General features: G+C 72.6%; 13 protein-coding genes. 6 read left to right on the top strand and 7 right to left on the bottom strand.

Features of this window, described 5'->3' with window-relative positions:
- Positions 1-478 precede the first annotated feature (478 nt).
- Positions 479-5,983 (bottom strand): pullulanase-type alpha-1,6-glucosidase, encoded by a 5,505-nt coding sequence (gene pulA / locus ACIRST_RS13135; protein WP_402802321.1) that lies wholly within the window; start codon positions 5,981-5,983, stop codon positions 479-481.
- A 317-nt stretch (positions 5,984-6,300) separates the two neighbouring features.
- On the opposite strand from pulA, the gene ACIRST_RS13130 reads away from it, so the two are divergent.
- The gene (locus ACIRST_RS13130) at positions 6,301-7,269 is read left to right on the top strand and encodes a phosphatase PAP2 family protein (RefSeq protein WP_402802320.1); all 969 of its coding nucleotides are present in this window, start codon (positions 6,301-6,303) and stop codon (positions 7,267-7,269) included.
- A 142-nt stretch (positions 7,270-7,411) separates the two neighbouring features.
- Here the strand turns inward: ACIRST_RS13130 and ACIRST_RS13125 are convergent, their stop codons facing one another.
- On the bottom strand, positions 7,412-10,450 hold the full coding sequence (locus ACIRST_RS13125; RefSeq protein ID WP_402802319.1) for a bifunctional [glutamine synthetase] adenylyltransferase/[glutamine synthetase]-adenylyl-L-tyrosine phosphorylase: 3,039 nt from the start codon (positions 10,448-10,450) through the stop codon (positions 7,412-7,414).
- A 224-nt stretch (positions 10,451-10,674) separates the two neighbouring features.
- Between ACIRST_RS13125 and ACIRST_RS13120 the strand changes: the two genes are divergently transcribed.
- Entirely contained in the window at positions 10,675-11,427 is a 753-nt protein-coding gene (locus ACIRST_RS13120; RefSeq protein WP_350523301.1) for a class E sortase, read from the top strand.
- A gap of 99 nt (positions 11,428-11,526) precedes the next feature.
- Here ACIRST_RS13120 and ACIRST_RS13115 read toward each other — a convergent pair whose 3' ends face one another.
- Complete coding sequence (locus ACIRST_RS13115) at positions 11,527-12,729, bottom strand: hypothetical protein (RefSeq protein WP_402802316.1); 1,203 nt, start codon at positions 12,727-12,729, stop codon at positions 11,527-11,529.
- Between the two features lie 182 nt (positions 12,730-12,911).
- The gene (gene glnA / locus ACIRST_RS13110; protein WP_097238167.1) at positions 12,912-14,273 is read right to left on the bottom strand and encodes a type I glutamate--ammonia ligase; all 1,362 of its coding nucleotides are present in this window, start codon (positions 14,271-14,273) and stop codon (positions 12,912-12,914) included.
- A gap of 263 nt (positions 14,274-14,536) precedes the next feature.
- Here glnA and ACIRST_RS13105 point away from each other — a divergent pair, with 263 nt between their 5' ends.
- A complete protein-coding gene (locus ACIRST_RS13105; protein ID WP_402802313.1) occupies positions 14,537-16,291 on the top strand; it encodes an NAD+ synthase in 1,755 nt (584 codons plus the stop codon).
- 6 nt (positions 16,292-16,297) lie between these two features.
- On the opposite strand, the gene ACIRST_RS13100 is transcribed toward ACIRST_RS13105, so the two are convergent.
- The 3 genes from ACIRST_RS13100 to ACIRST_RS13090 form a co-directional block, all read right to left on the bottom strand.
- Positions 16,298-17,344, bottom strand: coding sequence for an endonuclease/exonuclease/phosphatase family protein (locus tag ACIRST_RS13100; protein ID WP_350523298.1), 1,047 nt, complete (start codon positions 17,342-17,344; stop codon positions 16,298-16,300).
- Positions 17,345-17,641: 297 nt separating this feature from the next.
- The gene (locus ACIRST_RS13095) at positions 17,642-18,295 is read right to left on the bottom strand and encodes a TetR/AcrR family transcriptional regulator (protein ID WP_350523297.1); all 654 of its coding nucleotides are present in this window, start codon (positions 18,293-18,295) and stop codon (positions 17,642-17,644) included.
- A gap of 183 nt (positions 18,296-18,478) precedes the next feature.
- Entirely contained in the window at positions 18,479-20,089 is a 1,611-nt protein-coding gene (locus tag ACIRST_RS13090; RefSeq protein WP_402802310.1) for an MFS transporter, read from the bottom strand.
- Positions 20,090-20,400: 311 nt separating this feature from the next.
- On the opposite strand from ACIRST_RS13090, the gene panB reads away from it, so the two are divergent.
- From panB to ACIRST_RS13075, 3 genes are all read left to right on the top strand, one after another.
- Positions 20,401-21,270: a 3-methyl-2-oxobutanoate hydroxymethyltransferase gene (panB, locus tag ACIRST_RS13085; protein ID WP_350523295.1), complete on the top strand. Its 870-nt coding sequence runs from the start codon at positions 20,401-20,403 to the stop codon at positions 21,268-21,270.
- Positions 21,271-21,431: 161 nt separating this feature from the next.
- Positions 21,432-22,454: an ATP-binding cassette domain-containing protein gene (locus ACIRST_RS13080; RefSeq protein WP_350523294.1), complete on the top strand. Its 1,023-nt coding sequence runs from the start codon at positions 21,432-21,434 to the stop codon at positions 22,452-22,454.
- Positions 22,451-23,263: an ABC transporter permease gene (locus ACIRST_RS13075; RefSeq protein WP_350523293.1), complete on the top strand. Its 813-nt coding sequence runs from the start codon at positions 22,451-22,453 to the stop codon at positions 23,261-23,263. Before ACIRST_RS13080 ends, ACIRST_RS13075 begins: the two co-directional genes overlap by 4 nt.
- Positions 23,264-23,323: the final 60 nt, after the last annotated feature.

The following is a 23,323-nucleotide window of genomic DNA, read 5'->3' as shown; positions in this document are numbered from 1 at the left end:
GGCCCCCGCCGGGTGCGACGGAGGTGCGGTAGCGGGTTGCGGTGCACACAACCCGTTGCAGGGTCGGGACGCGCTGCACCATGGCTGGAACGGCTGCACCGGGGGGTGGGGCCCCCTCGTCTGCAGCCGGAGGAATCGTGGCAGCAAACCGGCCGCCAATGACAGATGCATGCCACTGATTGGCCGGTTCATTACCGAAACCGTATGCATGGCGGTTCGTCAGTTGTGGTACGCCGTCGCGAACTCGTGAACACGGTTTTCATGCCCCGGACAAAGTTCGATCACTACCGGCGGTCACTGACCAGCAGTCGGAAGCGGCGGCCGTGCCGCCGGGCGCCGCGCAGCGCCGAACGGGCGCGGCACGTCACAGTTCCGGCCGTGCCAGTGGAGCTTTCCGGCCATTCTGTGGCCGGAACGGAACCGGGCCCCGCTCCGCCTCGACGGCGGTGCGGGGCCCGGCGAACAGCGGGTGTACGGATCAGTGTTGGACGAACACCGCCACGGTGCGGCCCGGCACGGTGAAGGTGCCGGTCGCCGCGTCGAAGCCGGACTGCTTGACCACCTGGTCCGCTCCGCCCGCCTGGACGGGGTGCAGCGCCTGGCCCGTCCCCCGCAGGGCCGCCACGGTCTGCGCCTGTGCGGTGGGCGTGGCGTTGAAGACCACCGTGATGCCCTTCTCGGCCCCCGCCAGCCCGGTGCCGTCCAGGTGCAGGGTGATCACGCCGGGCGTCTCGCCGGCGGTGCCGGAGAGCGGGTACGAGAGCCGCTGCTGGACGGCGGCCAGGGTGGGCAGGGAGAACAGCGGCGAGGACTGCTTGATCCGCAGGAACTCCTGGTACTGCGCCGAGGTCGCCCGGATGTCGGCCGCGCCGACGGTCAGCTTCGGGTTCGCCAGCAGGGACTGCGCGGTCGGCCACATGCCCTTGTTGTCGGCCGCCGGCGGCAGGCCGCGGCCCCAGCCGTTGCCGTCCGCGGCGTCCCAGTGGATCGCGTTGAACCAGTCGCCCGAGTCGTAGGCGTTGGAGTCGAGCGACTTGGAGCGCAGCAGGTCGCTGCCGGCCTGGGCGAAGCCCGCGCCCTGGGTGAGCGCGGTGAGCGACAGGCCGAGCGCCTGCATCCGGGCCCGGTCGGCGGGCGCGGTGCCGGTCGGCAGCTTGTACGCGAGCGCGTCGAAGAGGTCGGTGTTGTCGTGGGCGTCCACGTACTCCACCGCCTCGCCCGGCTTGGCCGCGTACCCGGTCGGGGAACCGTTGTAGTCGACCTGGGCGCCGGTGACGGCCTTCCCGGAGCTGTCGGTGAAGGAGTACCCGGCCAGGTTGCCGGTCAGCCCCACCTTCAACTGGTCCATCTGGTGCAGCAGTCGGGCCTTCTGCTGGTCCGGGCTGCCGTTCGCGGGCGAGCCGTTGGGGTCGGTGAACAGGCCCGAGGCGAAGCCCTGCTGGGGCGCCGAGTCGAGCATGAAGTTGCCGCCCCGCGCGGCGTCGCGGATCCGGTCGTCGAAGGTGGCGATGCCGGTGCCGGCCATGTTGGCCTGGGTGGCCTGCTCGAACCGGGCGTTGTTCGCGACGGCGCCGAAGTTCCAGCCCTCGCCGTACAGGAAGACGTTCTTCCCGTCCACGCCGTCCGAGTCCGGCGTCATCTTCCGCAGCGCGGCCTGCACGTCCAGCATGGTGGACTTCGGGTCCAGGCCCATCAGGTCGAAGCGGAAGCCGTCGACCTTGTACTCGCGGGCCCACAGGGTCACCGAGTCGACCACCAGCCGGTTCATCATGGCGTGCTCGGGCGCGGTGTCGGCGCAGCAACTGTCCGTCGTCACCTTGCCGTCGGCGTCCAGCCGCTGGTAGTAGCCGGGGACGACCCGGTCCAGCACCGAGTGCTCGGCCTGTCCGGCGGCGGCGGTGTGGTTGTAGACCACGTCGAGCACCACCCGCAGCCCGGCCGCGTGCATCGCCTGCACCATCTGCCGGAACTGCACGGTACGGGCCGTGCCCGCCGGGTCGGTCGCGTACGAGCCCTCCGGCACGTTGTAGTGCAGCGGGTCGTAGCCCCAGTTGTAGGCGTCGTCGGCGGCGACCGCCGCCACGCACTCCTGCTGCTTCGGGCCGTCCGCCGGGAGGGACTTGAGGTCGCAGGCGGGCAGCTTCTGATCGGCCCGGTTCTCCCGGATGGTGGCGATGTCGAAGGTCGGCAGCAGGTGGATCGTGGTCACCCCGGCCTTGGCCAGGTCCCGCAGGTGCTGCATGCCGGCCGACTGCGACTCGGTGAACGCCAGGTAGGTGCCGCGCTCGGCGGCCGGGACGGTGGGGTCGTCCACCGAGAAGTCCCGGACGTGCAGTTCCTGGATCTGCTGCTGCGCGGGCGGCACGGCCTGCGGCCGGGCGTGGTCGTCCCAGCCCGCGGGCTTGAGCTCCTTGGCGTCGAGGTCGGCGACCAGGCTCCGCTCGGAGTCGGTCGACAGCGCCACCGAGTACGGGTCGGTGACGGTGTTGGTGACCACCTGCTGCACCGAGGGCGCCCAGACCTTCACCTGGTACAGGTAGTACTTGCCGTCCAGCTCGCCCTTGTCGCGGACGACTTCCCAGACCCCGGTCTCGTCGTCGAGCTTCAGCGGCAGCGTCTTCGGGGTGCCCCCGGCGGCGCTGTCGAAGACCTGGACGGAGACCTCCTGCGCGGTCGGCGCCCACAGGGACAGCGCCACCTTGCCGTTGTAGTACGCCGGGCCGAAGTCGACCTTGGCGGTCCGCCCGGCGTAGAGGTCGTCCAGCACGCCCGGGGTCTGCACCCCGGTTCCGGCCAGCACGGCGCCGCTGGGCAGGTGTTCGGTGAACAGCAGCTGGCTGCGCAGCGCGGCCGGGACGCGGGCGGTGTCCCGGGCGTCCACGGTGAAGGCCCGGTAGCCCGCCAGGTGCGGGTACTTCGCCTTCTGCGCGTCGGTCAGCCCGCCCTTGACCGGGGTGAGCCGCAGCCACTGGCCGGGCTTGGTCAGCACGCCCTTGTCGGCCTTGATGCCGCCCGCCGGGTCGTAGACCAGCTGGGCGCTGGTGCCGCCGGCCAGGGCGTCGTCGCCCGCGCCGTAGTTCGCCGGGACGACGACGGTCCTCGCGTCGATCCACTGCGCCTTGGCGCCGGTGAGGTCGACCTGCGAGGAGGCGGCCGGGTTCTGCGGCAGCAGGTGGCCCTCGCGGCCGCCGATGATCCAGACCTCCCTGCCGTCGACCGCGAAGTCCAGCGACTGGTCGGCGGGCAGGTCCTTGTCGTTGCCCCGGTGCAGGATGTAGCTGAGGCTGGTCGCGCCGGGGGCCAGCGGCACCTCGAAGACGGCGCCGAAGGCGTCGCGGCGCGCCGGCGTCAGCGGCTTGCCCCAGTCGGTGGGGGTGGCGGCGCCGGTCCAGTCGTGCAGGCCCCAGCCGTCGTAGTCGCCGTCGGCCCGGTTGTAGTGGATGACGGCGGTGTTCGCCGGCGGCGTGCTCGTCGGGCCCGGGTTCGCGGTGCGCACCGCCGGGTCGCCCTGCTTCAGCCACACCTCGCCGGTGCTGCCGACGTCGATGTGGCGGTCGGCGTCCACGTCCTTGACGCCGTTCTTCTCCACGATGAACCCGACGTCCGAGGCGCCCGGCTTCAGCCGCACGTACGCGAAGGCGCCGTACGCGTCCCGGCCGGTGAAGGCGTGCCCGGCGGGCCACTGGGTGCCCTCGCCGTCGGCGAGGTCACCCCAGGCGTAGAGGTTCCAGCCGTCGTAGTCGCCGTCCGGCCGGTTGTAGTGGACGACGGCGTACGGGCGGGCGCCCGCGGTGGGCACCGGCTGGGGTGCGGGGGCGCCGGTGGTGAAGCTCGCGGTGGCGGAGCGCAGGTGGCCGCCGGAGTCCTGGACGACGGCCTTGTAGCGCACGACCGTGCCGGGGGCGACGGCGCCCAGGTCCTGGGTGACGGCGTACTTCCCGGTGTCGGCGGTGCCCAGGGTCTGCCAGGGTCCGTTGCCGATCTGGGCGGCGAAGCTCACCCGGTCGAAGCCGCCGCCGTCGACCTTCGCGCCGACCGTGACGAGGCCGGTGGCGCCGTCCGCGGGCGGCTGCAGCGAGATCTGCGGCGCGGCGTTCACGGCGGCGAGCCTGCCGGCCGCCTTGAACACCACGGAGGACAGCGCCGGTACGGTCACCGTCACCTTGCGGTCGGCGCCGGAGGTCAGCTTCTCCCCCGCCGCCGGGTAGATCCGGTCGAAGCCCGTTCCCGCCGAGAAGGTGTCCAGCGTGACGGTCTTCGCCTCGGCGGCGTTGTTGACCGCCACCAGGTACTCGACCTGCTGCCCGGCGTCGATCCGGGAGAAGGCGTAGACGCCCGCGCCGTCGGCGGCGTACCGCTCGATCTGGGCGCCGTCGGCCAGCGCCGGGTTGTCGCGGCGCAGCTTCGCCAGGCCCGCGATGCCCTGGTAGAGCGCGCCGTCCTGCCCGTACCGGTCGGCCGGGCCGGAGGCGCCGCCGAGCACGCGGTCGCTGTTGTAGGAGGGCGTCTTCGAGGCGAACAGGTCCTGCCGGGCGTCCTTGTCGCCGCCCGCGCCGGTGAAGCCCTGCTCGTCACCGTAGTAGACGACGGGCTGGCCGCGGGTGAGGAACTGCAGCTCGGTGCCGAGCCGGTCCTTCTTCAGCAGGGTCGCCTCGTCGGCGCCCGGGTTGTCGGCGAGCAGGAAGGAGCCGAAGCGGCCCATGTCGTGGTTGCCGAGGAAGGTCGGCAGCTCGTAGGCGTCGGTGTCGGCGCCGGTGTACCGGTAGTCCTGGCCGTAGACGTCGGCGAGGGCCTTCGCCGAGCCGCCCTGGGAGACGTACGAGCGGGCCGCGCCCTGGAACGGGAAGTCCAGGGTGGCCTGCAGCTTGCCCTGGGTGACGTACGGCGAGGTGATCGCCGGGTCGCCCGAGTAGACCTCGCCGAACATGAAGAACTTCTTGTTGCCCTGCTTGGCGGCGAAGTCCTTCAGCGCGGGCGCCCACTGCCGCCAGAACGCCATGTCGACGTGCTTGACGGTGTCGATCCGGAAGCCGTCCACGCCGGCGTCCTTGACCCACTGCTGGTAGACCTTCTCGAAGCCCTTCACCACCCGGGGGTTCTGGGTGTCGAGGTCGTCCAGGCCGCTGAAGTCGCCCTCGGTGGCGGACTCGCCGACGAAGGTCGAGTCGCCGCGGTTGTGGTAGAGCGAGGGGTCGTTGAGCCAGGACGGGGTCTTGGCGTTCGCGTCGGCGGGGTTGCGGAAGACCGGGGTGTAGGGGAACGAGTCCTTGGTGATCCGGGGCCAGGGGGTGCCGGCGTCGGCGACGGCGGTCTCGTCCACCGGGTTCCCGTCCGCGTCGAGCGTCGGGTAGGCGCCCGCCGAGCGGTAGCCGTGCTGCTGCTCGGCGTCGTCGATGACGTCGGCGGTGTGGTTGGTGATGACGTCGAAGAAGACCTTGATGCCGCGGGCGTGCGCCTTGGCTATCAGCTCCTTGAGCTGGTCGTTGGTGCCGAAGTGCGGGTCGACCTGGGTGAAGTCGGTGATCCAGTAGCCGTGGTAGCCGGCCGAGGCTTCGGCCCCGCTGCCCTGCACCGGCTTGTTCTTGAAGATCGGCGCCATCCAGATCGCGGTGGTGCCGAGGTCCTGGATGTAGTCGAGCTTCCGGATCAGGCCGGCCAGGTCGCCGCCGTGGTAGAAGCCCTTGTCGGCGGGGTCGAAGCCGTTGTCCAGCCGCCCGCCGGTGATGCCGCCGGTGTCGTTCGCCGGGTCGCCGTCGGCGAAGCGGTCGGGCAGGACGAAGTAGAACTGCTCGCGGGTGAGGTCGTGCCGCCCGGCGGTCGCGGCGAGCGCGGCGTCCGAGGGCGGGGCGGGCGGGGCGGCACCGAGGGCCGCGGGGGCGCTGCCGAGGGTGGCGGCGGTCAGCGCGACGGCCAGCAGGACGGCCGTGCGGCCCGTCCTGCGGGGTGATCTGCTCCGTCGGGGGCGGAGCGGGGCATCGGCCACTGAGGGCTCCCTTAGGGGAAGGGGCGATCGAGTTTCCAGGAAGCTAGCGGCCTGCAATATGTTTCAGCAAGATGCAGAAACCGTTTCGTCCCGGGAAAATCCAGCTCCACGGCCGCCTCCGGCCACCCCGATTACTCCCCCGGAGCGACGGGCGTGACAATGGGACGTATGTCCGTCCCACCGGTTAGCACCAGAACCCCGCGCACCCCCGACCCCGGTGGGAGCCGGCCCCTAGCCCTCAAGGGGGACAGCCGGTGAAGAATCCACTTCCAGAGGATGAGCAGACGGCTACGAGCGGTCTGGCAGACTTCTCGTCCATGGGGGAACCGACCGAGATCCAGCGAGGCGACGCCGGGCGCGCCGACACGGCCGACGGTGGCGGTTCCGAAGAGGCGACGACCGTCCCCGGTCACGTGCCCGACGGAGCCACCCGTACCGTCCAGTCCCGTTCCGCAGCCCTGCGCAATCGTTTCCGCGAGCAGCGCCGTTCGCCGGCCCGGCCGCGGATCTGGTTCGAGCTGGCCCTGATCGGGATCAGCTACTGGATCTACTCGATCGTCCGCAACGCCGTCCCGGAACAGGAAGCGATAGCCCAGAAGCACGCACGCTGGATCTGGGAGCTGGAGCAGCACCTCGGCATCGCCGTCGAGCGCTCGGTCAACCACGCGATGGACGGCGTCGGGTGGCTCATCACCGGGATGAACTACTACTACGCGACGCTGCACTTCATCATCACGATCGGCGTCCTGGTCTGGCTCTACCGCAGCCACCCCGGCCGGTACGTCGCCGCCCGCACGGTGCTGTTCGTCACCACCCTGATCGCCCTGGTCGGCTTCTACTCCTTCCCGCTGGCCCCGCCCCGGCTGATGACCGACGGCGGCTTCATCGACACCGTGAAGACCCACGGCACCTGGGGCTCCTTCGCCTCCGGGCCCGCCGCGCACGTCTCCAACATGTACGCCGCGATGCCCTCGATGCACATCGGCTGGTCGATGTGGTGCGGCCTGGCGATCTTCTTCCTGGCCCGCCGGAAGTGGGTCAGGGCACTCGGCCTGATGTACCCGGCCGCCACCCTGGTGGTCATCGTCTCGACCGCCAACCACTTCTGGATGGACGCCGTCGGCGGCGAGATCTGCCTGGCCGTCGGCTTCCTCGCAGCCCGCTGGCTCTACCACGAGTGGGTCTACAAGCTGCCGCAGGTGCCCGCCCGGGAGTCGGCGCAGGACCAGCCGGTCACCGTCCCCGAGCAGTGGAGCGAGCCCGCGGTCAGCACCGCCCGCCGGTAGCGACGACGAACGACGAAGGGGCCCCGCACGGGGCCCCTTTCGCGTGCCCGGGGGCTCTTCCGCAGGCCCGGAGTGGCGCTTCCGCGTGCCCCGGGGATGGCTTCCGCACGCCCAGGGAACGCTTCCGCGTGCCCGGGGGCGCTCAGAGCCCGTAGAACAGCCGGTCCACCACCGCCCGGGCCCGCCGGGTGGTCCGCCGGTAGTCGTCCAGCAGCTCCCCACTGTGCCCGGCACCGTACCCGAGGTAGCGGGCCACCCCGGCCAGCTCCCTGGCCTCCCCCGGGAAGCTGTCCCCGGGACGGCCCCGCACCAGCATCACCGCCGCCCGCACCCGGGACGCCAGCACCCAGGCCGCTTCCAGCACCTCGGCGTCCGCCGGCTCCACCAGCCCGCCCGCGACCGCGGCCGCCAGGGCCGCCCTGGTCCGGGTGGTGCGCAGGGCCGGCAGCTCGTGCCCGTGCTGCAGCTGGAGCAGCTGCACCGTCCACTCCACGTCCGCCAGCCCGCCCCGCCCGATCTTGGTGTGGGTGGTCGGGTCGGCCCCGCGCGGCAGCCGCTCGGCCTCGATCCGGGCCTTGATCCGGCGGATCTCCATCAGGTCCCGCTCCGGCACCCCGTTGCCCGGGTAGCGCAGCGGGTCGATCAGCTGCCGGAACCGCGTGCCCAGCTCCTCGTCCCCGGCCACCGGCTCGGCCCGCAGCAGCGCCTGGCTCTCCCAGGCGTGCGACCACCGCCGGTAGTACGCCGCGTACGAGGCGAGGGAGCGCACCAGCGGACCGCTGCGCCCCTCCGGCCGCAGGTCGGCGTCGACCAGCAGCGGCGGCTCGGTGGACGGCGCGCCCAGCTGGGTGCGCAGCTCGTGGCAGACCGCCTGGGCGGCCCGGGCGGCCTCCTCCTCCAGCGAGCCGAGCAGCGGCTCGTGGACGAAGAGCACGTCCGCGTCCGAGCCGTAGCCCAGCTCGTGGCCGCCGAAGCGGCCCATCGCGACCACCGAGATCCGGGTCGGCAGGTCCCCGTGCTCGGCCTCCCAGCCGGCGACGCAGGCCCGCAGCGCACCCTGCAGGGTGGCGGCGTTGAGCGCGGTGAGCGCCTCCCCCGCGACGTCCAGCGCCTCGGCGGGGTCCTCCCCGAGCCGGCCGAGGACGTCCGCGGCGGCCGTGCGGAACAGCTCCCGGCGGCGCACCGAGCGGGCGGAGGCCACGGCGGCCGTGGTGGACCCGGCCCGGCCGACGGCGGCCAGTATCTCCGACTGCAGCGCCGCCCGCCCGCGCGGTTCCAGGCCTTGCGGATCGCCCAGCATGGCCACCGCCTCGGGGGCGCGCAGCAGCAGGTCGGGGGCGAGCCGGCCGGCCGACAGCACCCGGGCCAGCTGTTCGGCGGCCGCGCTCTCGTCCCGCAGCAGCCGCAGGTACCAGGGGGTGCGGCCGAGCGCGTCGGAGACCTGGCGGAAGTTGAGCAGCCCGGCGTCCGGGTCGGCCGAGTCGGCGAACCAGCCGAGCAGCACCGGCAGCAGGGTGCGCTGGATCGCCGCCTTGCGGCTCACCCCGGAGGCCAGCGCACTGATGTGCCGCAGCGCGGCCGCCGGGTCCGCGTAGCCGAGCGCCTCCAGCCGGGCCCGCGCGGCGTCCGGGGTCAGCCCGGCGGCGCCCGGCGGCAGCTCGGCCACGGCGTCGAGCAGCGGCCGGTAGAACAGCTTCTCGTGCAGCCGCCGCACCTCCACCGCGTGCCGCTTCCACTCCCGGTGCAGCGCGGCCACCGGGTCGGCGCGGGTGTCGTCGTTGATCAGCGGGGCCAGCGAGCGGGCCAGTCGGCGCTGGTCCTCGGCCCCGGTGGGCATCAGGTGGGTGCGGCGCAGCCGGTACAGCTGGATCCGGTGCTCCAGCGAGCGCAGGAAGCGGTACGCGGTGTCCAGCGAGGCGGCGTCCGCCCGGCCGACGTACCCGCCCCGGGAGAGCGCGGCCAGCGCCTCCAGGGTGTTGCCGCTGCGCAGCGCCGGGTCGGTGCGGCCGTGCACCAGCTGGAGCAGCTGGACGGAGAACTCGACGTCGCGCAGGCCGCCCGGGCCCAGCTTGAGCTGGCGGTCCAGTTCGGTGACCGGGATGGAGTCGATCACCCGGCGGCGCATCTGCTGCACGTCGGTGACGAAGTTGTCCCGGGCGGCGGCCTGCCAGACCAGCGGGGCGAGCGCCTCGACGTACGCGGCGCCGAGGTCGGCGTCCCCGGCGACCGGCCGGGCCTTGAGCAGCGCCTGGAACTCCCAGGTCTTGGCCCAGCGCTGGTAGTAGGCGAGGTGGCTGGCCAGGGTGCGGACCAGCGGCCCGTTGCGGCCCTCGGGGCGCAGGTTGGCGTCCACCGGCCAGATGGTGCCCTCGCCGGTGGTGTCCGCGCAGAGCCGGGTGAGGGCGGCGGCGAGCCGGGTGGCGGCCCTGACCGCCTCGGGCTCCGGCACGCCCTCGCGCGGCTCGGCGACGAAGATGACGTCCACGTCCGAGACGTAGTTGAGCTCCCGGCCGCCGCACTTGCCCATGCCGATCACCGCGAGCCGGCAGGCCGCGGCGGCCTCCGGGTCCTGCTCGGCGGCGAGGTCCAGGGCGGTCTGCAGGGTGGCGCCGGCCAGGTCGGCGAGTTCGGCGGCGGTCCGGGCGAGGTCGGTGGTGCCGGTCAGGTCGCGGGCGGCGATGGCGAGCAGGCAGCGGCGGTAGGCGATCCGCAGCGCGTCCGCCGGGCTGCGGTCGCCGCCGCGGACGTCCGCGTCCCGGACGCCGTCGGTCAGCGCGCGGCTGAAGTCCTCCGGGCCGGGGTGCATGTCGCGCAGCTCGAAGGTCACCAGCACGTGCCAGTCGTGCGGGTGCCGGGCCAGGTGGTCGCCGAGCGCGGTCGAGACGCCGAGCACGCCGAGCAGCCGGTCGCGCAGCGGCTTGGAGGTGGTGAGCGTGTCGCGCAGGGTGTGCCGGTCGGCCTCGTCGGCGGCCTCCATCAGCCGGGCCAGGCCGAGCAGCGCGAGGTCGGGGTCGGCGGTCGCGCCGAGCGCGTCCAGCAGCACCGGGTCGTCGGCCAGGCCCTCCAGGCCGGGGCCCTCCAGCAGCCGCACCGCCCGCGCCGGGTCGCCGAACCCGCGCCGGACCAGCCGGTTCTCCGGCCTGCTGACCCGGCTCCCGGCCCGCTGCTCGTCCACCGCCATCGGCCCCTCCATCCGTCCGCCCCAGCAGGTTACGCGCCCGGGCGGCCCGCCGCCGGACGGCCCACGGGCCGGGCCCGCCCGGTCACCGGCCGGCCCGGTGCACGGACCCGGGCGGCGGCGTGGCGTGTCGGCTTGCCCGCCGGCTCGCGGGCGCGGTGGAGTACGCGCATGACCAGCCCGGACGCCCCCGGCGGCGGCCGGCGCGGCGGCCGAAGGGACGAACCATGGCAATCGAGCACCCGGCCGAGGGACGAGCACCTCGCCGGCACCCCCTGCGGGTCGCGTTCGGCGCGCTCGGCGACGTGCTGTTCACGATCGGCGTCCTGCTCGCCCTGTTGCTCGCCTACTCGCTGTGGTGGACGAACCTCACGGCCGACCGGCACTCCGGGGTCGCGGCAGAACAGCTCCGCCGGTCCTGGTCGACGGCGGCCCCGACCGTCCCGACACCCGCGGCCTCCGGCGCCGCGGCCGCCGCGCCGCCCCCGTTCGACGCGGGCGGAGGCATCGGGTTCCTCCACGTGCCGGCCCTGGGCGCGGGCTACGAGGTGCTGATCAGGATCGGTACCGACGAGGACACCCTCGCGGACGGGGTCGCCGGCGCCTACACGGCGCCGTACCGCTCGGCCATGCCCTGGGACGCGCAGGGCAACTTCGCCCTCGCCGCCCACCGCGACGGGCACGGCGCGAAGTTCCACGACCTGGACCGGCTGAAGCCGGGCGACCCGCTGGTCGTGGAGACCCGCGACCGCTGGTACGTCTACCGGGTCGACGCCACGCTGCCGGAGACCTCCGCGGACGACACCGGTGTCATCGCCCCGGTGCCCACCGGCTCCCCGTACACCGGGCCGGGCCGCTACATCACCCTGACGACCTGCACCCCCGTCTACACCTCGCTCTACCGGATGGCCGTCTGGGGCAGCCTGGTCGACGAACGGCCGATGGATCCGGGCCGTACGCCGCCCCCCGAGCTGCGCTGACGGGCCGGGGCCCGGGAGGGAGCGCGAACGGAAACCGGGACGGAAGACCGACGGGCGGTGCGCTCTCCGCGCACCGCCCGTCGGTCACCCGCTGCCGCGTCATGCACGCCGTCGGCTGATCCGCATGGCTGCCGCGCCGGCCACGAGGAACGCCGCCGAGAGAGCCGCCAGCAGCGGCGTCTGGCTCCCGGTGTGGGCCAGCTCGCCGTGGTGGTGGTGCCCGGCCGCGTGCTGCTCGCCCCCGCCGTGGTGCCCGCCCTGCGGGGCCGGCTTGTGCGACCCCTCCTGCGCGGCGAACTTGGCCTTGTTCACGTTCTGCGCGGCCTGGTGATTGCTCTGGCTCTGGTGGTTGGACAGGTTGTTGCTCTGCGCGGCCGACTGGTGCGCGGAGTTGTTGGAGTTGGCGGTGGAGCTGTTGTTCGACGTGCTCGCGGCGCTGTTGTTCGCGCTGTTGTCGAGGTTGTTGGTGACGACGTTCTGGACGACGACGGTGAGGTCGACCTTCTGGTCCTGCCGACCGTCCTGCTTCTGCTCGGCGTTCTGGGCCTGGCCCTGGGCCTGCTCCTGACCCTGCGCCTGCTCCTGGCCCTGGGCCTGGTTCTGCTCGCCGTTCTGGCCCTGCCCCTGGTCCTGACCGCCGTGCTCGCCGTGGCCCTCGTGACCACCGTGGCCCTCGTGGCCGCCGTGGCCCTCGTGGCCGCCGTGCTCACCGTGCTCACCGTGCTCACCATGGCCCTCGTGGCCACCGTGGCCTTCCTGACCCTCGTGACCGCCGTGCTCGCCGTGCTCGCCATGGCCCTCGTGACCACCGTGCTCGCCGTGCTCACCGGGCGGGCAGACGCACTCGGGGAGCTCGTGGTGGCCGGGGCTGCCCTCCTCCCCGCAGGACGCGCCGCCGGCCGCGGCTCCTTCGGGGAGCCCGGGCGCCGCCGGCTCGCCCATCGGCCGGCCACGCTCGGCGCCGTCCTCGCCCACCTGGACCGAGTCGCCCGGCTCTGCGGCGTCACCCGGCTCGGCGGCGGCGCCCGGCTCGGTGGCCTCGTTCGACTCCGGGTCGGCCGGCTCCGGCGTGTCCGACCGCATGATGCTCCGGCTGGTGACGGTCCAGGTGTTGCCGGAGAAGCCGGTGCCGTCCCCGGCCAGGCGCAGAAGGCTGTCGACCCATTCGCCCTGGGCCCCTGCCGACTCGGAGGCGGTGCCGTGGTCGACGGAGGACGAGGCGTAGGCCGTGTGACCGGCACCCAGCACGAGCGTGGCCGAGGCCAGTCCGGACAGGACCAGGGTGGTGATTCGAGTACGCATGGACACTCCAGGATGATCCGTAAAACGGATCTTCTGAATACGCCCCTGGGTCACTCGCCCGCGGTTCGCACCGCTGCAGAGTCGTCGGATTGGCCCAACGGATTAGCGTGCGCGGAGGATGCCGCACGAAACAGGCGGGCCCGCTCGGACCGGAGCGGGCCCGCCTGGTGATTGACGGACTGTCAGAGAACCTGGAGGTTCTTGCGCAGCTCGAAGGGGGTGACCTCGGAGCGGTACTCCTCCCACTCCTGGCGCTTGTTGCGCAGGAAGAAGTCGAAGACGTGCTCGCCCAGCGTCTCGGCGACGAGTTCGCTGCGCTGCATCAGGTCGATGGCCTCGCCGAGGTTCTGCGGCATCGGCTGGATGCCGAGGGCGCGGCGCTCGGAGTCGGAGAGCGCCCACACGTCGTCGTCGGCGCCGGGCGGGAGCTCGTAGCCCTCCTCGATGCCCTTCAGGCCGGCCGCGAGGGTGACGGCGTAGGCGAGGTAGGGGTTGCAGCCGGTGTCGAGGGAGCGGACCTCGATCCGGGTGGAGCCCTGCTTGCCAGGCTTGTACATCGGCACCCGGATCAGCGCCGAGCGGTTGTTGTGGCCCCAGCAGATGTAGGACGGGGCCTCGCCGCCGGCGCCGGCGGTGCGCTGGGAGCCGCCCCAGATCCGCTTGTAGGAGTTCACCCACTGGTTGGTCACGGCGGCGGTCTCGGCGGCGTGCTTCAGCAGGCCGGCGATGAACGACCTGCCGACCTTGGAGAGCTGGTACTCGGCACCGGACTCGTGGAACGCGTTGCGGTCGCCCTCGAACAGCGAGACGTGGGTGTGCATGCCGCTGCCGGGGTGCTCGGAGAAGGGCTTGGGCATGAAGCTCGCGTGCACGCCCTGCTCCAGCGCGACCTCCTTCATGACCAGGCGGAAGGTCATGATGTTGTCGGCGGTGGAGAGCGCGTCGGCGTAGCGCAGGTCGATCTCCTGCTGGCCGGGGGCGCCCTCGTGGTGCGAGAACTCAACCGAGATACCCATCGACTCCAGCATGGTGATCGCCTGGCGGCGGAAGTCGTGGCCGACACCGCGCGGGGTGTGGTCGAAGTAGCCGGACTGGTCGGCCGGGATGGGCGCGGTGCCGTCGCCGGGCAGGTTCTTCAGCAGGAAGAACTCGATCTCCGGGTGGGTGTAGAAGGTGAAGCCCAGGTCGGAGGCCTTCTCCAGGGTGCGCTTGAGCACGAACCGGGGATCGGCGTAGGACGGCGAGCCGTCCGGCATCAGGATGTCGCAGAACATCCGGGCGGTGCCCGGGGTCTCCGAGCGCCACGGCAGGATCTGGAAGGTGGTCGGATCCGGCTTGGCGATCATGTCGGACTCGTACACCCGGGCGAAGCCCTCGATCGCGGAGCCGTCGAACCCGATGCCCTCCTCGAAGGCCTGCTCCAGCTCGGCCGGGGCCACCGCGACCGACTTGAGGAACCCGAGCACGTCGGTGAACCACAGCCGGACGAACCGGATGTCACGCTCTTCGAGCGTCCGAAGCACGAACTGCTGCTGCTTGCCCATGGGGACAGTCTCACCTCTGCTCTTTACGCTCGTGTTACGCCCGGGAGGCCACCGGAAGACCCCTGCCGGCGAATGCCCCCATCATGGCCGATCACCGGGCGGCACGGCAGTGCCGACCCCCGGGAAGACCTCCGGAACCTCCCCGGAGGACCAAGGGAGGACCAAGGAAGGACCCCTGGACGAGCCCGGGAGGACCCCGGGAGGACCCCGGAGCGACCCCCCTCGCGGGACATTGCGTCAGATAGACGATTACACTCGGGGACATGCCCAATCTCCGTCTCGCCCTGAGCCAGATCGACCCCTGGGTCGGTGACCTCGCCCGCAACAGCGATGAGGTGGTGCGCTGGACCAAGCAGGCCGTCGAGGCCGGCGCCCAGCTGGTCGCCTTCCCCGAGATGGCCCTCACCGGGTACCCGGTCGAGGACCTCGCCCTGCGGCACTCCTTCGTCGAGGCCTCCCGCGGTGCGCTGGTCGAGCTGGCCGGCCGGCTGGCGGCCGACGGGCTGGGCGAGGTCCCGGTGGTGGTCGGCTACCTCGGGCGCTCCGACCACGCGTCACCGCGCTTCAACCGCCCGGCCGGGTCCCCGCAGAACTGCGCCGCCGTGCTGCACCGGGGTGAGGTGGTGACCCGCTTCGCCAAGCACCACCTGCCCAACTACGGCGTGTTCGACGAGTTCCGCTGGTTCGTCCCGGGCGACCAGCTGCCGGTGGTCCGGGTGCACGGGGTCGACGTCGCGCTGGCGATCTGCGAGGACATCTGGCAGGACGGCGGCCGGGTCACCGCGGCCCGCGAGGCCGAGGCCGGGCTGCTGCTGGTGATCAACGGTTCGCCGTACGAGCGGAACAAGGACGACCAGCGGCTGGAGCTGGTCCGGCGCCGGGCGGCCGAGGCGGGCTGCACCCTGGCGTACGTCAACATGGTCGGCGGCCAGGACGAGCTGGTCTTCGACGGCGACTCGATCGTGGTCGGCGCGGACGGCGAAGTCCTCGCCCGCTCCCCGCAGTTCGAGGAGCACCTGCTGCTGCTCGACCTCGACCTGCCGGCCGCCAGCAGCGACCACACGGACGGCCTGCTGCTGAGCGACGGGCTGCACCTGGTCCGTACCGAGCTGGGCGGCGAGCCGGTGCCCGCGCCCGCCGACCGGGGGGACGCCGGGGTCGCGCCGCGGCTGTCCGACGAGGCCGAGATCTGGGCCGCGCTGGTCTCCGGCACCCGGGCGTACGTCGCCAAGAACGGCTTCGGGTCGGTGCTGATCGGCCTCTCCGGCGGCATCGACTCCGCGCTGGTGGCCTCGATCGCGGTGGACGCGATCGGCGCCGAGAACGTGTACTGCGTGTCGATGCCCAGCCGCTACTCCTCCGAGCACTCCAAGGGCGACGCGGCCGAGCTGGCCCGCCGCACCGGGCTGCACTTCCGGACCGTCTCCATCGCCCCGATGTTCGACGCCTACCTGGCCGCCACCGAGCTGACCGGCCTGGCCGAGGAGAACCTGCAGTCCCGGCTGCGCGGCACCCTGCTGATGGCGATCTCCAACCAGGAGGGGCACATCGTGCTCGCGCCCGGCAACAAGAGCGAGCTGGCGGTCGGCTACTCGACCCTGTACGGCGACTCGGTGGGCGCGTTCGGGCCGATCAAGGACGTCTACAAGTCGCTGATCTTCCGGCTGGCCCGGTGGCGCAACGAGGAGGCCGAGCGGCGCGGCGAGGTGGCTCCGATCCCGGAGAACACCATCGTCAAGCCGCCGTCCGCCGAGTTGCGGCCGGACCAGAAGGACACCGACTCGCTCCCGGACTACGACCTGCTGGACAGCGTGCTGGCGCGCTACATCGAGGGCGACGAGGGCCGGGACGCGATCGTGGCGGCGGGCTTCGACCCGGCCGTGGTGGACCGGGTGGTGCGGCTGGTCGACACCGCCGAGTACAAGCGGCGCCAGTACCCGCCGGGCCCCAAGATCTCGGTGAAGAACTTCGGCCGGGACCGCCGACTGCCGATCACCAACCGCTGGCGGCGCGGCTAGGAGCCTTCAGTACCGGTAGGTGGCGACCACCGCGAGGTGGTCGCTGCCGTCCCGGGGCAGGGTGCGGGAGTCGACCGGTTCGAGCCCGCCCTTGCTCATGATCTGGTCGATCCGGGCCATCGGGAAGGACGTCGGCCAGCTGAAGCCGAAGCCGTCCCCGGCGGCGCCCTGGGCCGAGCGCATCTGCGAGGTGACGGGCGCCAGACTGCGGTCGTTCATGGTGCCGTTGAGGTCGCCGAGGAGCAGCACCTTCTTGATCGGCTCGGCCTCGATCGCGTCGCCGAGCGCCTGCGCGCTGGCGTCCCGCTGGTTGACCGTGAAGCCGCCCTCGGCCTTCAGCCGCACCGAGGGCAGGTGCGCGACGTACACCGCGACCGGACCCTGCGGGGTGCCGACCTGGGCGCGGAACGCCCTGGTCCAGCCCATCTTGAGGTCCACCGGCGCGACCCCGCTGATCGGGTACTTCGACCAGAGCCCGACCGTGCCCTCCACGGTGTGGTACGGGTAGGCCTCGGCGAGCCCGGTCTCGTACGAGTGCAGCGCCCGGCCCGCCAGCTCCTGCAGGGCGACGATCTGGGCGCCGGAGGCGACCAGCCCGCGGATGGTGCCCGGCACGTCGGTGTTGGCGGCGGCGACGTTGTGGCTGACCACCTTCCACTCGCCCTTGCCGCCGCTCCGGTCGATCAGCAGGCCGCCGAACAGGTTGGCCCAGAGCACCACGGGCAGCAGCAGGGCGAGCAGCGCGGTGGCGGAGCGGCGCAGCAGGGCGGGCACCAGCAGCACCGGGACGGCCAGGCCCAGCCAGGGCAGGAAGGTCTCCAGCAGGCTGCCGAGGTTGCCGGCGCCGTTGGGCACCTCGGCGTGGAAGGCGAGCAGCGCGGCGGTGAGCCCGGCCAGGGCGGCGATCACCAGGCCGCGCCGCCAGGTGGTGGCGCCGCGGGCGTCCCGGCCCCAGTTCCGCAGGCCGAGGAAGCCGCCGGACCGCGCCGCCGGGGCCGACTCGTCGGCACCTCCGGGGGCCGCGATCCGCTCGGTCCTGTCCGCCTGCGTCATGCCGTGGCTCCCGTTCGCTCGTGCCGGCCGCCGGTCCGGGGTCCGGCCCGCGGGACGGGCACAGCACCGGACCGGTGCCGGTTCGATCGGATACCCGGCTCAGCCTATGCCGGGACAGACGTCAGGCCCCCGGAGCGGGTTCCGGCGTGGCCCGGATTGGTGAGTTAGGCCACGTCCGGCCGGTGCGGCGCCCGGACAGCAGGCCCGAACAGCAGGCCTGTGCGGCGCCCGGGCGGCCCCGGACGGCGGGCCGGTGCCGGGGTCGCCGCGGACCCGCACGGCGGGCCGGTGCCGGGGTCAGCGCGGCCCGAGGCCTCCGATCAGCGAATCGACCATCTTGCGGGCGAGGTCCGGGTCCTCCAGGTCGGAGTCGTCCCACAGGATGCTGCGGTAGAGGATCGGGCCCATCAGCAGGTCGCCGAGCAGGTCCAGGTCGAGGTCGGAGCGGAGCACGCCCTCGTCCACGGCGCGGCGGATCAGCTTCAGCCCGGCTTCGCGGCGCGGCTTGACCACCCGTTCGCGGTAGGCGTTGTGCAGCTCGGGAAGGCTGTGCATCTGGCCCAGGGCGGCCTTCAGCACCCAGCGGGTGCGCTTGGCGAGGCCGCGCCGGCGCATGTAGTCGATCATCTCGATCAGGTCGGCCCGCGCGCCGCGGCCGGTCGGCTCCGGCATCGGGACCTCCAGCTTGCCGACCACGTCGACCAGCAGGGCCTCCTTGTTGGGCCAGCGCCGGTAGATGGTGGCCTTGCCGACGCCCGCCGCGGTGGCGATGCCCTCGATGGTGAGTTCGGACATCGTGGTGCCGCCCGACATCAGGTCCACCACCGCGCCGAAGATGGCCTGCTCGGCGGCCTCGCTGCGGGGCCGGCCGCGGCGTGCCGCGGCACAGGCCTGGCCGCTGTCGGCGGCGCAGTCCTGATCGGTGTCGGCGGTCGGGGTGTCCGTCTTCATCCCCGCTGTACTCCCTCGCTGTCCGCGGGCGCGCGGGCGCCGTCCGTGTCGTTGACGGTCCGTGCGGCGGGCGGGAGCCCGCCGTCGGACCGAGGCCCTGCCCCCTCGGGCGCACCCGGGGGGACAGGGCCATTGTCACCCAGTCGTGTTCGAGGCCTCACCGCCGTCCGGTCGGACCGCAGGTCAGGCGTCCGCGGCCGCGGTCTCGACGAGGGGCTCGTCCCGCTGCTCGGGGGCCGGACCGGCCGGCGCACCGGGGGCGGCCGAGCGGCGCGGCAGCAGGAACCAGGCGACCAGCGCGCCGAGCACCGAGATGCCCACCGAGAGGGAGGCCACGATGTGCATGGCGTGGATGAAGGAGTCGTTCGCCGGGCCGATCAGGGCCTTGCCGCCCGGGATCCGGTCGGCGATGGCCAGGGTGGCCTCCAGCGACTCGCCGGCCTTGTCCCGCAGGTTCTCGGGCAGCTGGTTCAGCGTGTCGGACATCCCGTCGCGGTAGACGGTGGAGAGCACCGCGCCGAGCACGGCGACGCCCAGCGAGCCGCCGACCTGGCGGAAGGTGTTGTTGACGGCCGAGCCCGCGCCGGCCTTCTCGCGGGGCAGCGAGCCCATGATCGCGACGGTGACCGGCGGCATGACGTGCGCCATGCCGGCGCCCATCACCAGGCCGAGCACGATCAGCACCCAGATCGGGCTGGTGGCGGTCAGCACGGTGTAGCCGACGAAGCCGAGCGCGACCAGCAGCATGCCGCCGGCGGCGGTGGCGGCGACGCCGATGCGGTCGACCACCAGCCGGGCCCGCGGCGCGAACAGCAGCTGGGCGACGGCCAGCGGCAGCATCAGCAGGCCGGCCTGCAGTGCGCTGTAGCCGCGCACGCTCTGGATGTAGAAGACGCCGAAGAAGGAGACGCCCATCAGCGCGAAGAAGATCACGCCGACGACGACCACGGAGGCGCTGAACACCTTGTTGCGGAACCAGCTGACGTCCAGCGCGGGGAACGCGGTGCGGCGTTCGAACCAGACGAAGGCGACCAGCGCGACCACGCCGATCAGGGTCGGCGCCCAGGCCTCGACGGCCGTGAAGTCGGCCAGCTCGCCGCCCTTGATGATGCCGTAGATCAGCGCGACCAGGCCGATGATCGACAGCAGCACGCCGACCGGGTCGAGCTTGCCCGGGTTGGGGTCCTTGGACTCGGGCACCAGGACCGCCATCGCGATCACCGCGACGATCACGATCGGGACGTTGATCAGGAAGACCGAGCCCCACCAGAAGTGCTCGATCAGCACGCCGCCGGTGATCGGGCCGATGGCGATGGCCAGACCGACCGCGCCCGCCCAGATGCCGATGGCCTTGGGCTGCTCGGAGCGCTCGAAGACGTTCATGATGATCGCCAGCGTGGCGGGCATCGCGAGCGCGGCGCCGACGCCCATCAGGGCGCGGAAGCCGATGAGTTCACCGGGCGAGGCGGCCATCGAGGACAGCAGCGAGGCGATGCCGAAGACCACCATGCCGGCCAGCAGCGCGAGCTTGCGGCCGAAGCGGTCGCCGAGCAGGCCCGAGGTGAAGAGCAGCCCGGCGAACACCAGGGTGTAGGAGTTGATCGACCACTCCAGGTCGCTCTGGGTGGCGCCGAGGCCGACCGGAGCGGGGGTCGCGATGGTCTTCATCGCGACGTTGAGGATCGAGTTGTCGAGTACGACGACGAGCAGGGCGAGCACCAGGGTGCAGAGGATCGCCCAGCGCCGACGGTGGATGGCTTCCGGCACGCGGGGTGGCGCGGCTGCGGTGGTCATTGGTCTTCCCGTCCGTGGTGGTGTGGCACTGGCGGGCAATTCCGAGCCGGATACGTCTCGTAACCCCCCGCACCAGAGTAGCCGGGAATACGATACGAGACGACCCCGTTTCGCAAAAACGAGGCAAAGCCCGCCGCCTCCGCCCACCACGACCGGGCCCGGTGTGCCACCACGACCGGACCCGGTGTGTCACGGATCGCACCGGGACGAACGCACCCCTCTTTGCGCGCACGCCGGGGCGTGCAAGCATGGAGGGGATCCGGGGACGCCGCACGGCGCCACGAGACGACAACCCTTCAGGAGTCCGTTCGATGAACGCTTCTTCGCCTTCGCCTGCCCAGAACCAGGCGTCGACCGCCACCCTCTACGGCGGGGTCACCAACCGCCGCATCACCGTCCGCGACCTGGCCTCCGCCAAGCAGCGCGGCGAGAAGTGGTCGATGCTCACCGCCTACGACGCCCTGACCGCGGGCGTGTTCGACGAGGCCGGCATCCCGGTGCTGCTGGTCGGCGACTCGGCGGGCAACTGCCACCTCGGCTACGAGACCACCGTCCCGGTGACCATGGATCAGATGGTGATGCTCTCCGCCGCCGTCGTCCGCGGCACCAAGCGGTCGATGATCGTCGCCGACCTGCCGTTCGGCTCCTACCAGGAGTCCCCCGCGCAGGCCATGCACAACGCGGCCCGGCTGATGAAGGAGGCCGGCGTCGGCGCGGTGAAGCTGGAGGGCGGGGAGCGCAGCGCCCGCTCGATCGAGCTGCTGGTCGAGGCCGGCATCCCGGTGATGGCCCACATCGGCCTCACCCCGCAGTCCGTGCACGCCCTCGGCGGCTACCCGGTCCAGGGCCGCGGCGACGAGGCGGCGCACCAGCTGCTGCGCGACGCCAAGGCCGTCCAGCAGGCGGGCGCCTTCGCGGTGGTGCTGGAGGCGGTGCCGGCCGAGCTGGCCGCCCAGGTCACCGAGCAGCTCGCGATCCCGACCGTCGGCATCGGCGGCGGCCCCGACACCGACGCCCAGGTGCTGGTCTGGACCGACATGGCCGGCATGACGGCCGGCCGGGTGCCGAAGTTCGTCAAGCAGTACGCCAACCTGCGGGCCGTCCTGGGCGACGCCGCCCGGGCCTTCGCCGAGGACGTCCGCGGTGGCGCCTTCCCGGCGGAGGAGCACACCTTCCACTGACGGGCCGTACGACCCCGCGCCCCCGCTCCGCCCGTCGGAGCGGGGGCGCTGCCGTGCCCGGCCGGCGGATGACAGCGGCGTGACAGCCGCCTGGCAGCGGGGTGCCACGGCCGCCGCCCGGCTGACAGGGGGCTGACAGCCGGGGCGGACAACCTGGTGGCATGACACGAATCGCCACCGCCCCGAACGACCGGGGAGCCGCCGTCGGCAACGCCGTCGAGGTCCGCGGCATCGTCAAGCACTACGGCACCACCAAGGCCCTCGACGGGGTCGACCTCACCGTGAAGGAGGGCACCGTCCTCGGCGTGCTCGGCCCCAACGGCGCGGGCAAGACCACCCTGGTGCGGGTCCTCTCCACGCTGATCAAGCCGGACGCCGGCACCGCCGTCGTCGGCGGCTACGACGTCCTGCGCCAGCCCAAGCAGCTGCGCCGCACGATCGGCCTCACCGGCCAGTACGCCTCCGTCGACGAACTCCTGTCCGGGTACGAGAACCTCTACCTGATCGGCCGACTGCTCGACCTGCCCCGTCGCGAGGCCAAGGCCCGCGCGACCGAGCTGCTGGAGCGCTTCTCGCTCACCGAGGCCGCCAAGCGAACCGCCAAGACCTACTCCGGCGGCATGCGCCGCCGCCTCGACCTGGCCGCCAGCATGATCGGCCGGCCCCGGGTGCTCTACCTGGACGAGCCCACCACCGGCCTGGACCCGCGCACCCGCAACGAGGTCTGGGACGAGGTGCAGCGGATGGTCTCCGAGGGCACCACCGTGCTGCTGACCACCCAGTACATGGAGGAGGCGGAGCAGCTCGCGAACGAGCTGACCGTCATCGACCGCGGCAAGGTCATCGCCAACGGCCTGGTGGCCGATCTCAAGGCCAAGGTCGGCGGCCAGACCCTGCAGGTCCGACCGGTCCGCCCGGCCGACCTGCCCGAGATGGCCCGCTGCCTGCGCGAGAGCGGCATCACCAGCGCCACCTTCTCCGCCGACACCGGCCTGCTCGCGGTGCCGATCACCGACGAGGAGCAGCTGACCGCGGTGATCGGCGTGCTCGGCGGCCGCGGCTTCGCGATCGCCGGCATCGACACCAAGGTGCCCAGCCTCGACGAGGTCTTCCTCGCCATCACCGGCAAGCCCGCCGCCGACGCGGAGCCCGCCCCCAGCCTCGCCAAGGAGCCCGTCGCATGACCACCGCCGCACTCGCCCCCGCCCGGGTGGAGGACTCCCGGATCGGCCTGTCCGGGACGCTGCGCCACGTCGGCGCGCTGACCCGGCGCAACCTGATGCGGATCAAGGCCGACCCGGAGTCGATGTTCGACGCCGTGCTGATGCCGATCATCTTCACCGTGCTGTTCGTCTACGTCTTCGGCGGTGCGATGGCCGGCGACCAGGACACCTACAAGCAGTACCTGGTCCCCGGCCTGCTCGGGCAGACCGGCCTCACCCTCGCGATGGCCGTCGGCACCGGCCTCAACAGCGACTTCCAGACCGGTGTGATGGACCGCTTCCGGACCCTGCCGATCGGCCGGGCCTCCGTACTGCTCTCCAAGATCGCCGCCGAGACCCTGCGCGGGCTGCTCTCCTTCGCGATCCTGATCGGCTTCGCGATGTGCATCGGCTTCGAGGTGAAGACCGGCCCGCTGGAGGTGCTGGCCACGGTCGGCCTGGGCCTGGTGTTCGGCATGTCGATCGTCTGGATCTCGATGCTGCTGGGCATGGCGCTGCGCAGCGCCCAGGCCGTCCAGGGCGTGGCCATGCTGGTCCTGATGCCGATGCAGTTCGGCAGCTCGATCTTCGCCCCGACCAACACCATGCCGGGCTGGCTGCAGTCCTTCACCAAGATCAACCCGCTGTCCGCGCTGGCCGACGCCTCCCGTGCGCTGCTCAACGGCGAGGGCGCGGTGGCCCACCCGGTGATGATCGTGCTGGTCTGGTCCGCCGCCGTGACCGCGGTCTTCGCCCCGCTGGCGGTCGCCCGCTTCCGCAAGCGGACCTGACCTCCACGGAGAAGAGCCACCGGCGGCCCCCCGTGAGGGAGGGCCGCCGGACGGGACGGC

The organism is Kitasatospora sp. NPDC101447 (assembly GCF_044767225.1).
Classification (GTDB): domain Bacteria; phylum Actinomycetota; class Actinomycetes; order Streptomycetales; family Streptomycetaceae; genus Kitasatospora.
The sequence above is the reverse complement of the archived record's forward strand: the minus strand, read 5'-3'. Positions and strand labels throughout refer to the sequence as shown.